This is a genomic window from Clostridium sp. CMCC3677 (assembly GCF_023845585.1).
Classification (GTDB): Bacteria; Bacillota; Clostridia; order Clostridiales; family Clostridiaceae; genus Clostridium; species Clostridium aquiflavi.
Genome location: NZ_JAMQHS010000005.1, coordinates 1 through 14,035, shown reverse-complemented (window position 1 = coordinate 14,035; position 14,035 = coordinate 1). Strand labels below are relative to the sequence as shown.

12 protein-coding genes are annotated in these 14,035 nt (G+C 26.7%); 5 read left to right on the top strand and 7 right to left on the bottom strand.

Annotated features, from left to right (window positions below):
• The first annotated feature begins 162 nt into the window (after positions 1 to 162).
• Entirely contained in the window at positions 163 to 1,440 is a 1,278-nt protein-coding gene (locus NG901_RS07000) for a D-alanyl-D-alanine carboxypeptidase family protein (protein WP_252213092.1), read from the top strand.
• 60 nt (positions 1,441 to 1,500) lie between these two features.
• Positions 1,501 to 2,100, top strand: a complete 600-nt coding sequence (locus NG901_RS06995; protein WP_252213090.1) for a flavin reductase family protein — start codon at positions 1,501 to 1,503, stop codon at positions 2,098 to 2,100.
• A 121-nt stretch (positions 2,101 to 2,221) separates the two neighbouring features.
• Here the strand turns inward: NG901_RS06995 and NG901_RS06990 are convergent, their stop codons facing one another.
• Positions 2,222 to 2,560: an arsenate reductase family protein gene (locus NG901_RS06990; RefSeq protein ID WP_252213089.1), complete on the bottom strand. Its 339-nt coding sequence runs from the start codon at positions 2,558 to 2,560 to the stop codon at positions 2,222 to 2,224.
• 217 nt (positions 2,561 to 2,777) lie between these two features.
• On the opposite strand from NG901_RS06990, the gene NG901_RS06985 reads away from it, so the two are divergent.
• Entirely contained in the window at positions 2,778 to 3,731 is a 954-nt protein-coding gene (locus tag NG901_RS06985) for an acyltransferase family protein (protein WP_252213088.1), read from the top strand.
• Between the two features lie 38 nt (positions 3,732 to 3,769).
• Here NG901_RS06985 and NG901_RS06980 read toward each other — a convergent pair whose 3' ends face one another.
• From NG901_RS06980 to NG901_RS06970, 3 genes are all read right to left on the bottom strand, one after another.
• Entirely contained in the window at positions 3,770 to 4,417 is a 648-nt protein-coding gene (locus NG901_RS06980; protein ID WP_252213087.1) for a DedA family protein, read from the bottom strand.
• 118 nt (positions 4,418 to 4,535) lie between these two features.
• On the bottom strand, positions 4,536 to 5,873 hold the full coding sequence (locus NG901_RS06975) for an MATE family efflux transporter (RefSeq protein ID WP_252213085.1): 1,338 nt from the start codon (positions 5,871 to 5,873) through the stop codon (positions 4,536 to 4,538).
• A gap of 230 nt (positions 5,874 to 6,103) precedes the next feature.
• Positions 6,104 to 7,915, bottom strand: a complete 1,812-nt coding sequence (locus NG901_RS06970) for an N-acetylmuramoyl-L-alanine amidase family protein (protein ID WP_252213083.1) — start codon at positions 7,913 to 7,915, stop codon at positions 6,104 to 6,106.
• Positions 7,916 to 8,349: 434 nt separating this feature from the next.
• On the opposite strand from NG901_RS06970, the gene NG901_RS06965 reads away from it, so the two are divergent.
• Together NG901_RS06965 and NG901_RS06960 are read left to right on the top strand one after the other, a co-directional pair.
• Complete coding sequence (locus tag NG901_RS06965) at positions 8,350 to 9,240, top strand: 5'-nucleotidase, lipoprotein e(P4) family (protein WP_252213082.1); 891 nt, start codon at positions 8,350 to 8,352, stop codon at positions 9,238 to 9,240.
• Positions 9,241 to 9,995: 755 nt separating this feature from the next.
• Entirely contained in the window at positions 9,996 to 11,150 is a 1,155-nt protein-coding gene (locus tag NG901_RS06960; protein ID WP_252213081.1) for a dicarboxylate/amino acid:cation symporter, read from the top strand.
• Between the two features lie 85 nt (positions 11,151 to 11,235).
• On the opposite strand, the gene NG901_RS06955 is transcribed toward NG901_RS06960, so the two are convergent.
• The 3 genes from NG901_RS06955 to NG901_RS06945 all read right to left on the bottom strand — a co-directional run bounded on the left by NG901_RS06955 (position 11,236) and on the right by NG901_RS06945 (position 13,546).
• Complete coding sequence (locus NG901_RS06955; RefSeq protein WP_252213080.1) at positions 11,236 to 12,093, bottom strand: YitT family protein; 858 nt, start codon at positions 12,091 to 12,093, stop codon at positions 11,236 to 11,238.
• 500 nt (positions 12,094 to 12,593) lie between these two features.
• Complete coding sequence (locus NG901_RS06950) at positions 12,594 to 12,758, bottom strand: hypothetical protein (RefSeq protein ID WP_252213079.1); 165 nt, start codon at positions 12,756 to 12,758, stop codon at positions 12,594 to 12,596.
• 140 nt (positions 12,759 to 12,898) lie between these two features.
• A complete protein-coding gene (locus tag NG901_RS06945) occupies positions 12,899 to 13,546 on the bottom strand; it encodes a hypothetical protein (protein ID WP_252213077.1) in 648 nt (215 codons plus the stop codon).
• Between the last annotated feature and the right edge of the window lie 489 nt (positions 13,547 to 14,035).

The window sequence follows — 14,035 nt, the reverse complement described above, 5'->3', positions numbered from 1 at the left end:
GTTATAGGTAAATATTAAAATACTATGTTGAAATAAGCATTTTTCATGGATTTATTTATAAAAATTCTTATATTATGTCTTGTATTTTATTGTTATTAAATATCATAAATGATATACTTATGTTGGTTTAAATATTACTAAATAGAGATGGGGAGATTTTACTTGAAAAGAAATTTAATCTTAAAAACACTTGCATTAACTATTACTATTTCACTATTTGCTCCTTTTTCAGTAAAAAGTTATGCAACTGAAAATACTAAACAAACTTCACCTAGTATTCAAGCTGAATCAGCTTTAACTATGGATTATGAAACAGGTGAAATAATTTATACTAAAGATGCTGATAGTAAAAGGTATCCTGCAAGTACTACTAAATTATTAACAGGTTTATTATTAGCTGAAAAGTTCGAAAAAAATTCTGAACTTTCATTTACTAAATCAGCTAAAGAACAACCTGAATATTCATTAAACATAAATTATATGGGTAACAGAATGCAAGTTGGAGATAAAATGCTTGCTGATGATGTCATGAAAGGATTATTGCTTTTCTCTGGAAATGATACTGCATATATGATTGCAGATAATGTTGCTGGTAGTTCAGAAGCATTTTCAGAATTAATGAATAAAAAAGCAAAGGAACTTGGAGCTAATAATAGTAATTTTATTACTGCTAACGGACTTCATGATCCAAATCATTATACAACCTCTTATGATTTATCTTTAATAACTAAAGCAGCTTTTGAAAATCCATGGGAAAGAGAAACTATGACTTTAAAAGAAGCTCCTATAGATATAAATGGTTCTAGAATTATATTAGAAAATAGAAATTTAGGATTAGGTAAAAATGGAAACATTGCTGGTAAAACTGGATTAACTAATGCTGCTGGTGGTTGTTTAGCTGCTGTATATGAAAAAGATGGCAGAAAAATAATAGGTGTTGTTTTAAAAAGTAGACAACTCGATAATGTTGATATGACTAAATTCAATGATATGGATTCTATTATTGATTATAGTTATTCTGCTAATAAAGAAGTTTATAAAAAATCAGATGAAGAAGTTGGAACTACTGATTTACAATATAAATCTTTTGGTTTCTTTGGACCTACAAAAACAATTACTGTACCAATAGTTTTAAGTCAGGATGTTATGTATTATAAGAATGATATTAATGATGCTGAATCTTTAATAACTTATAATGCTTCAAATACTAGCGCTTGGAAGTTAGCATTTAATAAAAATACAAACTTAACTTATTCAACTAGAAATCATACTGAAGAAGTTCAAGGTATTATAAATATATCTTTAGGAAAAATATTAAAAGATAATATATTATTGTATTCAACAGTTTTGGTAATTGCTATAATAATAATCACATTAATAGTTCTTATAAAAAATATGGCTAAAAATAATAGAAAAAGACGTTACAAAAGAAGATATTAATAATAATTCTTTATTACAAACATTGTTTTAAAAATTTTATTTATATAAAAGGTGAAAAAAATGAATAAATTAAATTTTAAAGGTAGTGTGATGTTAAATCCCACGCCTGTAGTTCTTGTTACCTCTAAAAATAAAGAAGGTAAAGTAAATGTATTTACTGTTGGTTGGATAAGTACAGTATGTACAAAAGAACCTATACTTGCAATGGGGGTAAGACCTGAACGATTATCTTATGATTATATAAAAGAATCTGAGGAATGTGTTATTAATTTACCTAATAAGCAAATGGTAAAAATAGTAGATTATTGTGGTGTTAGATCGGGTAAAAAAGAAGATAAGATTAAAAATCTTAATTTAAAATTAAATGAAGGAGTAAAAGTAAATACACCTTCATTAGAAGATGCTCCATTTGCATTAGAATGTAAGTTAAAATCTATCACACCATTAGGTACTCATGATTTATTCTTACTAGAAGTACTTAATGTTAAAGTAGATGAGAACTTATTAGACGAAAATGGTAAAATTGGCTTTAATAAAGCGAACTTAATTTGTTATAATCATGGAGAATATTTTGAAGTCAATTCAAATCCTTTAGGCTCATTTGGATATTCTGTTATGAAGAAAAATACTAAAAAAAAGGCAAGAAAAAAATCTAAATAATACTTATAAATAAAGCTTATATGATAAGAATAAAATCATATAAGCTTTATTGTTTATGTGCTATCTAGCTTTTCTTATGCATATATCACAGCATCTCACTTAAATAAACAACTACTATTATTTATTCCCATGCATTCCATATATCAGGTGTATATCCTACTGTAGCACATTTACCATTTCTTACAATTGGAGTATTCATCACTTTAGGATTTTTTAAAACAATTTCTTTTTTTATTTCAGCACTTCTTATATTATTCAAATTCAATTTATTATAATCTTTAGATTTTGAATTTATTAAATCATTAACAGATACTGAATTTAAAACACTATTAAGTTCACCCTTACTTATTCCCTTCTCATTTAAGTCAATAAATTGAAAATTAATTCTTCTTTCTTTAAAATATCTTTCTGCCTTCTTTGTATCAAAACATTTTTTAGTTCCAAATATTTGTATATTCATTACAACTCTCCTAAATTTAATTATATATATTGATTATACTAATTTAACTCTACTTTTATTTTAAATCAAGAACAAATATGCTGAATTTTTATTTAAAAACTAAATTATAAAATGAATATATGTATTTATTGTAGTACTTATAGTATTACAAAATATTGCATTATATTTCTTTATATCTTATAATATCCTATGATTAGTTACTGAAGGGAGAGAATTATTGGAAGTTAAAAATAGGGACAGTTATTTTGATAATTTAAGAGGCTTCTTTTTAATTTGTGTTATAATTGGTAACTCACTTGAATATGTAAGTCCTACATGTATAGATCCTCATTACTTTATCCTTTTTCTTTATATGTTTCATATGCCAGCGTTAACTTTTATATCAGGATATTTTTGTAAAAAAAGCAAAAGAACAACACAACAAAAAGTACTTGATACATTCAAAATATATTTTTATGCGCAGACTTTTTATTATTTACTTAGTATCATTGTATTTCAAAATTATGGTTTAAGAATTGAATATTTGCGTCCTAATTGGACTTTATGGTACTTATTTGCATTAACAGCTTTTTATGTAATCTCAGATTATATAAAAAATTGTAGAACTGCTTTGCCTATTAGCATAGTAATTTCTTTAATTCTTGGGCTTGACGTAAGTTTTACTGCACAAGCTAGTGCTTCCAGAATTATATTTTTCTTACCATTTTTTATAGCAGGATTAGGTTTTGAAAAAAAACATCTAGGAATTGTAAAAAAATATTTGTGGGAATTTATTTTGATAAGTTTATTATCATTAGGAATTTTATATGTACTTAAAGATGAAACTTCTGTGGAACTGTTATTTGAATATACAAACTACACTTTTTATTATGATACTTCTACATATCCCCTGTTTATAAGAGTCCTTCATTATATAGGAGCTTTTTCAATTTTAGGAGTTATTTTTAGTATATGTACATCAAAGAAGACTTCAATATCTTGGATTGGTAAAAATTCATTATATCTATATCTATCGCATGCCGCTATAATACAATTAATGGTGAAGTTTAGGTTATTTAAAATTGATACACCATTACAAATTATCGTATCAGAATTACTTTTAATTGTAATTTTATGCTTAATTACATATTGGTATTTAAATATTAAAAATAAAATTAAATCTAAAGTATAAAATAGTGGCTATCTTAATATTTTAAGATAGCCACTATTTTATACTTTTTTAACTAATGAGTTTTTTCGTTTTTCATTTATAAATACAATTAATGCTGGTAAAACAGATATAATTATCATTCCTATTAAAATAAGTGATAAGTTATTTCTGACAAATCTAATATTTCCAAAGAAATATCCACATATAGACAATATCAATACCCATAAATTTCCACCAACAACATTGAATAAAATAAAATCTTTATAATTCATTTTTCCAATTCCAGCTACAAAAGGAGCAATGGTACGTACTATAGGAATAAATCTTGCAAACATTATAGTTTTCACGCCATGCTTTTCATAAAATTTATTAGTCTTTTCTATGTGAGCTCTTTTAACTATGTTGCTTTTTATTAACTTATTTCCAAATAGCCTTCCAATCTCATAATTCACTGTATCACCTAATATCGCTGCAAATATTAATAATATTACTAAAACATAAATATTTAAAGCTCCCATTGCTGCAAAAGTTGCTGCTGCAAATATTAATGAGTCCCCAGGTAAAAATGGGGTTACAACCAACCCTGTTTCACAAAATATTACAATAAACAAAATTAAATAAGTTTGCATTCCATAATTATTAATTATCATTCCAATATATTTATTCATATGTATAAATACATCTACTATTTGACTTACGTTTTCCATATTGTACTCCTTATTTCTGTAATTTAATTATTATTTTATTACATATGATTATATAGCATCCAGCTTCAAGCTTTCAATCTTCATTTCTATATTTAACATAAATTTAATGTAATAAAAATTACACTATTTTAGCATTTTTCCACTTTTCACTCTTATATCTAAATACCGATATTGTTGATGCTAATATCCATCCTAAAGGTATTGCCCACCATATTGCTTTTTGGCCAATAAAATATGATAAAGTATATGCTGCTATTACCCTTAATGATAAATTGCATAATGTACTTATCATAAATACTTTAATATCTCCTGCTCCTCTAAGTACTCCATTTGTTGTTACCATAAGTCCCATAAGTACATAAAAAATTGAAACTACTGTAATGTACTCCACCCCTATACTAATAGCTTCTTTATTAAGACTTGAATCAACAAACATTCCTATTATATTTTCTGCATATACATGCAACAAGATTGCAATTATAAAACAAAATATCCCTATCATCTTTATTGCAGCTTTGTATCCATCTTTTACACGATCTATTAAATCAGCACCAATATTTTGAGCTGTAAATGTCGATACTGCACTACTTATATTAACCATTGGCATAATAATTATAGAATCTATTCTGGTAGCTGACGTATATGCAGCAATAGTTACAACTCCATAAGTATTAACTAAGGCTTGAACAAACAAATTTCCTATTGATACTATTGTCTGTTGTATTATTGATGGGATAGCTATTTTACATGTTTTTTTCAATATCTTAATATCAAATATTTTATATTCTTCATGTACTTCTATTCTTTTAACCTTTATCAAAAGATATATTAATGATAATATTGCAGAAACCCCTTGAGAAATTAAAGTTGCATATGCTGCACCTACTACTCCCATATTAAACTTTACTACAAATAATAAGTCTAACCCTACATTTAAAATAGATGAAAAGATTAAAAAATATAATGGTATTTTAGAATTACCTAAAGCATTAAATGCTCCAGTATTAATATTATAAACAAATAAAAAAACTACTCCCATCATATATACTTTCATATAGCTATCAGCATCTGTTAATATGTTCAATGGTGTTTTTAAAATTCTTAATACAGAATTACTTGTAATTACTCCTATTATCATTAGTATTGTACTAAATATTATTATCGAAATAATTGATGTATATATTGCTGTCTTCATATTCCCTATTTGCTTTGCTCCAAACATCTGTGATATTACAACAGAACATCCAATGCTAGCTCCAGTTGCAACTGCTATAAACAAAAATATAATAGGATAAGAAGCTCCTACAGCTGCTAATGCATTAGCTCCTATAAAGTTTCCTACAACTACTGAATCTATAATATTATAAAATTGCTGAAATACATTTCCAATAACCATAGGAATGGCAAATAAAAACACTATCTTTCCAGGGTTCCCCTTAGTCATATCTTTTATCATTAAAACCCTTCTTTCATAATTTTTAGGATTATACATTTTCTTTTAATATGGTTTTTCAACTCTTTAAGCAAATTGTAATCTACACTTTAGAATTTGGTTTATATTATTTTTAATTTAAAAAAGCTCAAAAGATAAAATTTATTTAAAATTCATTTTATCCTTTGGGCTTTTTATTTGTATTTATAAAATATAGTATTAATTTTCTTGTTAGTTTGTTCTTATTATTTAATTTATCTTATCCAAGCTCCATTAGAACCTAGTCTATATCCATTAACAGTTGTATTACTAACCATTGCGCCTGAATAATCTAGATAATACCATGTACCTCTATCATCTACCCATCCAGTTAACATTTTTCCGTCATCTCTTAAGTAATACCATGAACCCTTTATATTTTGCCATCCTGTTGCCATATCACCATTATAGTTTAAGTAATACCATGAACCATTTGGATTAATCCATCCTCTTTGCATCATTCCAGTATAGTCCATAAAGTACCATCTTCCATTAATGATGTTCCATCCAGTAACTTTGTTTCCACCTAAAACATATTGCCAATTTCCATTGTTAATCATGCTCCATCCTTCATTAAAAGATGTTGTAGTTAAAAGTTGTGTTTCACTTAAAACATAATCTGAACAATGAGTTATCGTAAATGTTACTCTATCATCTTTTACTTTAACATTTGATGATACTAATTCTAATGATTTGGTATCCTTATTATAATAATAGACATACATATTTTTTCCATCATATTTTGAACCTATTTTAGCTTCAATTTTTGCTTTACCAGGTAACTTACCATCATAATTAAAATATAAATTAACTACATTTGCGCCATTTAAAATTTTTTTGATTTCTGATTCATTAGGAGATGTTGTTTCAATAGTTGTATCTAATTTACTATCCATATCTGAAACATTCTTAATATCCTCTCCATCAAAAGTCCAAGTATAATCGTCGCCTTCAAGAACTAAAGTCTTGTCATCATTATCTTTTAAACATTTAAAAACATCTTTTTCTACCTTAGGATAATCCGAAACATCATAAGATACACTATCAGCTCGTGAATCCTCAATTTTATCACTTATTCTATCAGTATCAGCAGTGCTTCCAGATCCTTTACTTGATGAACTGTGATGAGATCTTGAAGATTTTTTTTCATCAATACTACTTGTTCTATCATCAACTTCTATTATTTCACCCTTTATATTAACCCTTGCTATTACTTTTATATACTTATCTTCATCTCTATTAGCCAATTTGTAATCCTTACTATGCTCACCAGATATACTATTAAAATCTTTATCTCTGTGTTTAGATCTATACCATTGATACTCTACACTAGTTACTGGAACAATTTTACCATTCTCATAAGCTGTTACATTAGCTTCTAAAGTCTTACCTACCTTTTCAGTACCTGAAATTGATACTTTTGCTTCTTTCACCACTTTCGGTATTTCTATTTGTCTTTGAACTACTACATTTAATGAAGTCTTAGCAACAGTTTGCCCTTTTTCATCAAGCCAATCATATTTATATGTGTTAATATTCTTCTCTTTAGGTGTCCAAACATCACCACTCTTAGTTGCTATTGGTATATATTTAATATATCTTCCATCCTTTATCTCATTTGAATCAGATGATAATACATATTCTTTATTCAAAGATAAATCTCTTATTTTTGAAGGTTTAACTTGAATACCTGCTGGAGTAGTAAATTTCAATCCAATATAAGCGGTATTAGCAGTCAAATCACTGCTTCCCTTTAATTCATCTAAAGTCTTAGTAAACTTATTAGGTAAAGTAATTGTCACAGCACCTGATGTTGTCGTATCTACATCTATTCCCATAGCCTTATAAGCATCTTTATTTTTAGTTGTTTCTATAGATTGATTAGCTTCCTTCTCTTCATTATTAATCTCACTAGCATAAGCTTTAACATTAATACCTGAAAAATTTGGTACAATTCCTCCTGCTTGCATTCCAGTTATAGCTGCAAGAACTATTGCCATAGTCTTTGCATGCATATTTCTTTTCATTATAATATCTCCCCTTGTCTTTTCTTACCCCTAATGTGTAATTTTTTTGTATATGTATAAATCAAAATAGTAAGTTTAATAATACTTAATAGTTTAATTCTACACACTTTATATATAATTATAACATTAATGGGAAATTTTTTCACATTGCCTATTAAAAGCATAGTATTCATTAAGCGACTATTTAATTTGGATGTTATGTTTTAAATAGGTGTTCATATATGCAATGAGCAAAACGGTATTTGAACTTAACTATACTCATTTTAGTATTCCTAAGTTCAAATACTCAGTCAACTTTACTTATGTATATATAAACACTCTACCCCAAAATAGTCTTTATATAAAATAATTAAATATTAAATAGAGGAAAAAAAACAAAAAAATAGAATAGATATATTATATATGGAATTTATTGGAAATAAGGAGGCTTTTATATGTTAAAAAACAAAAAGAAATTCTTAATGTCTATGGTGCTAAGTTTTGTACTTATGTCTTCATCTGTACCAGCTTTAGCTGCTACAACCACCGAACAAGATAAAAATGCTAATCAACAAATTACTACAGAGTACTGTGATAATTTAAAAGATTTAAATGAACAATTAGTTATGGGGGTAGCTTGGATGCAATCATCAGCTGAATATAGAGCATTATGTTATCAGGCTTATAATACTGGTCAAATCATTGTAGATCAAGAATCTTCAAAATTTAAACAAGGAGATAAACCTCTAGCTATAATTACAGATTGCGATGAAGCTGTTATTGATAACAATGAATATGAAGCTGGATTAATAGGAGAAAATAGGGCTTTTAGTGATGAAACTTGGGGGCAATGGGTAAATCATGCTGACGCTAAGGCTATGCCTGGTGCAAAAGAATTTTTAAATTATGCAAATAATAAAGGTGTCGAAATATTCTATGTAACAGGTAGAAAGGAAAAAACTGAACTTGATGGAACAATGAAAAATCTTCAAAAATTAGGATATCCCTGTGTAGATCAAAAGCATATGCGTTTAAAAACTGATAGTAGTAACAAACAACCTAGAATGGATGAAATAGTTAAAGATTATAATGTAATAATCTACATGGGAGATGATGCTGGAGATTTCCCTATTAATTCATATGGTAAGGATGTAAAAGATAGAAATCAATTAGTTGATGTAAATAAAAACAACTTCGGAGCTCACTTTATAATTTTACCAAATCCAGTATATGGACATTGGGAAAGTGCACTAGATAAGGATTATTTTAAGCTAAGTCCTGCTGAAAAAGATAAAGTAAGAAAATCATATTTAAAAACTTGGACACCTAGTGATACTAACAAATAAATATTTTAATTTGACCATAAAGTAAAGTTAACAATCCTTTACTTTATGGTTATTTTTAGTTTATCCTGTTAATTTTATGTACATTTTAATTAAATATGTCTAAACTATTACAATTTATAAATCATTTTCATTTTTGAATAATATTCTATTAATTTAAAGTACACATACTTATTAATTACAAATATGGATAATAGTATTGACGAATAAAATAAAATTGTTTATACTATATATCATAGTATAATGATACGAATTAAAAGCAATGATTAGAAAAGTAGATATTTATACTTTATACAGAGAGAGTCTTATTTGCTGGAAGAGACTTTAAAGTAACTTATCAATGAGTGCATCTATGAGCTATTTTCTCCAAAAGCTAGAGCTAAGTAGAGAAAATCGGTTAAACACCCGTTATAGTGTTAAGATATGTTTGTATCTATTTAAAACGAGTTGTATGTATTTTAATATACATATAAACAGAGTGGGACCGCGGAGTATATAACTTCTGCCTCTGTAATTAAGAGGTAGGAGTTTTTTTATTCTTTAGAAAATTATATTTTTTTAAAAAAACTTTCAGATAACTGAAATATTAATGTAATTAAAGGTTAAGAAATTAATCCTAAAGATAAAAAATAATACTATGCTGCACCATTATTCCTACACTACGTTTTGAAAGGGTGTATGGCTAAAAAAAATCGACAGCTCCAAAGTCGCTTTGGCGATTTTTTTATATACATAATTATTAAAAGGGGGATTTTACAATGAAAAAACTTTTTAACAACTTTATTTTCAAATTAATTATAGCTGTAATAATAGGTATTTTAATAGGAACTTATTCTAGTAATAATTTTATTCAAATTATATCTACTATTAAGTACGTGCTTGGGCAAATAATATTCTTTTCAATACCATTAATTATAATAGGTTTTATTGCACCATCCATTGCAAAACTTAAAGGAAATGCTAGTAAATTACTAAGTTATGCAGTACTAATAGCATATTCATCATCTGTATTTGCAGCACTTTTTTCTATGTTTGCAGGATATAATATAATACCTAAATTATCAATAATTTCTAATAATACTGTAACAAAAGAATTGCCAGACTTGCTTTTCAAACTTGATATACCACCAATCATGAGTGTTATGAGTGCATTAGTCCTAGCATTATTCTTAGGACTTGCAACAGCATGGACTAAATCTGATTTAGTTGAGAAATTATTGGAACAATTTCAAAATATAATATTAAGTATTGTTGAAAGAATTATAATTCCTATACTTCCTTTATTCATTGCCACAAATTTTGCATGTTTAGCTTATGAAGGTGGTATAAGCAAGCAATTACCTATTTTCTTTAAAGTTATAATTATAGTAATTATCGGACACTTTATTTGGCTTACTGTTCTATATTCAATTGCTGGAATAGTGTCAAAAGAGAACCCTTGGGAAGTTGTTAAAAATTATGGTCCAGCTTATCTTACTGCAGTTGGTACGATGTCAAGTGCTGCAACATTACCTGTTGCATTAAAATGTGCTAAAAAATCTAAAGTTTTAAGAAAAGATATCGCAGATTTTGCTATACCTTTATGTGCAAACATACATTTATGTGGATCAGTTTTAACAGAAGTATTCTTTATAATGACAGTTTCACAACTTTTATATGGAAAATTACCTAATCTTTCAACTATGATTTTATTTATAGTGTTACTTGGAATATTTGCAATTGGAGCGCCTGGTGTTCCTGGAGGAACTGTTATGGCTTCATTAGGCCTTATTACAGGTGTACTTGGATTTACTGAAGCTGGAACAGCTCTTATATTAACTATATTTGCGCTTCAAGATAGTTTTGGAACAGCTTGTAATGTAACTGGGGATGGCGCTATTGCGTTGATGCTTACAAGAGTAAAAGATAAGTAGTAATTCTAATAATGTTGTATAAAAGGGACAATAAAAATAAACATGGTTATTTTTATTGTCCCTTTTAGAATATAAAATTCTAAGGCTAGTGTATAGCTTTCTTTTTATAGCTTTTTCCAGTTCCTTCAACACTTGAAATTGTAATTAATGCTTCTTCATCAAATCCATGTACAATTTTTTTTAATTTTGCTACCTCAAGCCTTGATAAAACTACATATATAACATCTGTCTTATTACCACTATAAGCACCTTTTCCATCTAAAAATGTAATTCCCCTTCCAAGTCTTGCTATTATCGCATCAGAAATTTCCTTATTTTTTTCAGATACAATAATTACTGCCTTTGACTCATTAAGTCCTTCAACAGTAATATCTATTGTTTTAAAAGCAATAAAATAAGCTATTAAAGAATACATTGCTCTATCCCATCCAAATATAAAACCAGAGCTTCCCAATATAAAAAAATTAAAGAACATAACTATTTCACCAATAGAAAATATACTTCTTTTTTCTATTATTATCGCAACAATTTCAGTCCCATCTAATGATCCACCATTTCTTATTATTAGCCCTACTCCTACTCCCATTATAATTCCGCCAAATATGGTTGCCAAAAGTATATCCTGTGTTATGCCAGGAACAGGATGAAGTAGTGTTACTCCAGTTGATAAACATATTACTGAAAATATAGTTGAAAGAGCAAATGTCTTTCCAATTTGCTTATAACCTACAATAACAAATGGCAAATTAAATACAAATATAAATATTCCTAGTTCAGCTTTTGTTAAATGACTTGCCATAATGGATATTCCTGTCATACCACCATCAATTATATTGTTAGGTATTAAAAATATCTCAAGACCTATCGATACTAAAATTGAACCTAATATCATAAAAAAAATTCTACTTATAATACTTAAAACATTATTATATTTATTTTTCATAATAGATACTCCTTATATTTATTGATATGTTCTATAAACTAGATTCTCATACCAAATAAAACATGATGTAATTTTACTTAAAAATGTCTTAAATCAAATTATTGGTTTTTATTTTTCTATCCTCTTATTATAAACTACATTACTTTAATTATAACATATTCCTTAAATGCCACATTATTTAGTTTTCAATGAACAACTTAGAATGTTGTAAGTTGCGTAAACTTATCAAAGGCAAAAAAAGATTTAGGTCTTTAAGAACAATGATTTTATTCCTATTTTTTAGAATTACATAAGAAAAAATATCACACTTTCAATTCTGAACTGCACCCTGTCAAGTAGACAGAGAAAATGATAAAAGAAAAGATAATTTAGAGGTGACCGTTGGGGTAGTATATTAATACATGATAGCACTGGTTAAAATACGTTAAATTTAGTGCTATAAATTTAACGTATTTTATCAAGTGCGACCTTTAAAGAACTATATTTGAAATTAAATTATATTACAGCATTATCATAACTGATTCTAACTTTTTTCGTGATAAATTATCCTCAATCATTTCTTCTAATGATGAATATATTAATGTCTTATATCCATTTCCAGTATAAAGTTTACCACTTCTGCCTATATAAATTTCTAAAGGATAATAGTATCCAACAGTGCCCACTAATAATATATTTTCATTAGCAACTTTTTTTACTTTTAATTCATCTTTTCTAAAAAAATGTGGATATATTTTAAACTCAAAATCTGCTGAATAATATGGATACTTTATTCCATCTTCAACATCTAAATACCATTTAGTAGCTAATCCATAGTATTTTTCATAGAATTCTCTTGCTGCCAGAAATAATTCAGTGCCATTTTTTTATAAAATTTTTCTATCTTTGATATATCAACGTTTCTTCCTTCATATAATCCCGCCATACTAAGCATTATTTGTACCTTTTCATGTATATTACCATTCAGAAGTACTCTTTCATTAATTAGCATATTATTTTTATTTTCAAACCAAGATTTACATTTAAATTCATTCCAACAAAACTCTATTCCAGAGCATTTAAAACTTAATTGACTATCTATTAATTCTTCTCCATAGATCCCTAAGATTGTAATGATATTAATATCAAGATTATATACAATATCATACACTTTATATGTATTATGCTCATTAAGTTTAATATCTGGTGTAACAGTCTTTATACATATATTTTTAAATACATTATTTGAATCAAAATTCACTTTTGCATAATACAAATATAATACTGCCTCACCTGTATGCATACTTACATTATACGAATTATTTTTATTTTCTTTTCTTACATCAAATCCACTAGAAAAATAAATTGCGATATAATTTTTATTTATTGCAATTCTATCAATAGTGTTCATTTCCAATATTATCGTTTTATACTCATAAGAAGTATACTTCCAATTACTATTATTGTTATACATTAATTTTATCTCCTTAAACATCTAATCAAATAAATATTTTATCATTTACGGTGTGATTCATTATATCTTTAGGTTTATTCATAATATAGTTATTACTTTAAGTACTATCATAATGTTATCCTAGAATAAATATCTCTTATATACTTCTTCAAACAAACTAATTTTCTAGTTTACTTCTTAACTTCCCATTATAGACATTATTTATAACATAACTTTTATTTTATATTTTAGATCTTATTATATCATATATGTTAATTTTACCATTATTAAAACAATTTTACGTTCCCTCATAAAGAATTCCTATGTATAAATTCAAGGCTTGTACATGAGGATTTTCATATATAATATTTCCAAAAAAACTTATATAAGATAGTTTTTAACTTCTATAAACTCACTATCTAAAGTGCTGTTTTGCTCCCTAAAATATAAGTCCACTTATAAAAACATTATTTATAAAAAATAATTTCTATTATTAAACACAAGGCACTC

Excerpts from the sequence above, each read along its gene's own strand:
- NG901_RS06995 (WP_252213090.1), top strand. The coding sequence starts at position 1,501 with ATGAATAAATTAAATTTTAAAGGTAGTGTGATGTTAAATCCCACGCCT.
- NG901_RS06945 (WP_252213077.1), bottom strand. The coding sequence starts at position 13,546 with ATGTATAACAATAATAGTAATTGGAAGTATACTTCTTATGAGTATAAA.
- NG901_RS06975 (WP_252213085.1), bottom strand. The coding sequence starts at position 5,873 with ATGATAAAAGATATGACTAAGGGGAACCCTGGAAAGATAGTGTTTTTA.
- NG901_RS06990 (WP_252213089.1), bottom strand. The coding sequence starts at position 2,560 with ATGAATATACAAATATTTGGAACTAAAAAATGTTTTGATACAAAGAAG.
- NG901_RS06965 (WP_252213082.1), top strand. The coding sequence starts at position 8,350 with ATGTTAAAAAACAAAAAGAAATTCTTAATGTCTATGGTGCTAAGTTTT.
- NG901_RS06970 (WP_252213083.1), bottom strand. The coding sequence starts at position 7,915 with ATGAAAAGAAATATGCATGCAAAGACTATGGCAATAGTTCTTGCAGCT.
- NG901_RS06960 (WP_252213081.1), top strand. The coding sequence starts at position 9,996 with ATGAAAAAACTTTTTAACAACTTTATTTTCAAATTAATTATAGCTGTA.
- NG901_RS06955 (WP_252213080.1), bottom strand. The coding sequence starts at position 12,093 with ATGAAAAATAAATATAATAATGTTTTAAGTATTATAAGTAGAATTTTT.
- NG901_RS06980 (WP_252213087.1), bottom strand. The coding sequence starts at position 4,417 with ATGGAAAACGTAAGTCAAATAGTAGATGTATTTATACATATGAATAAA.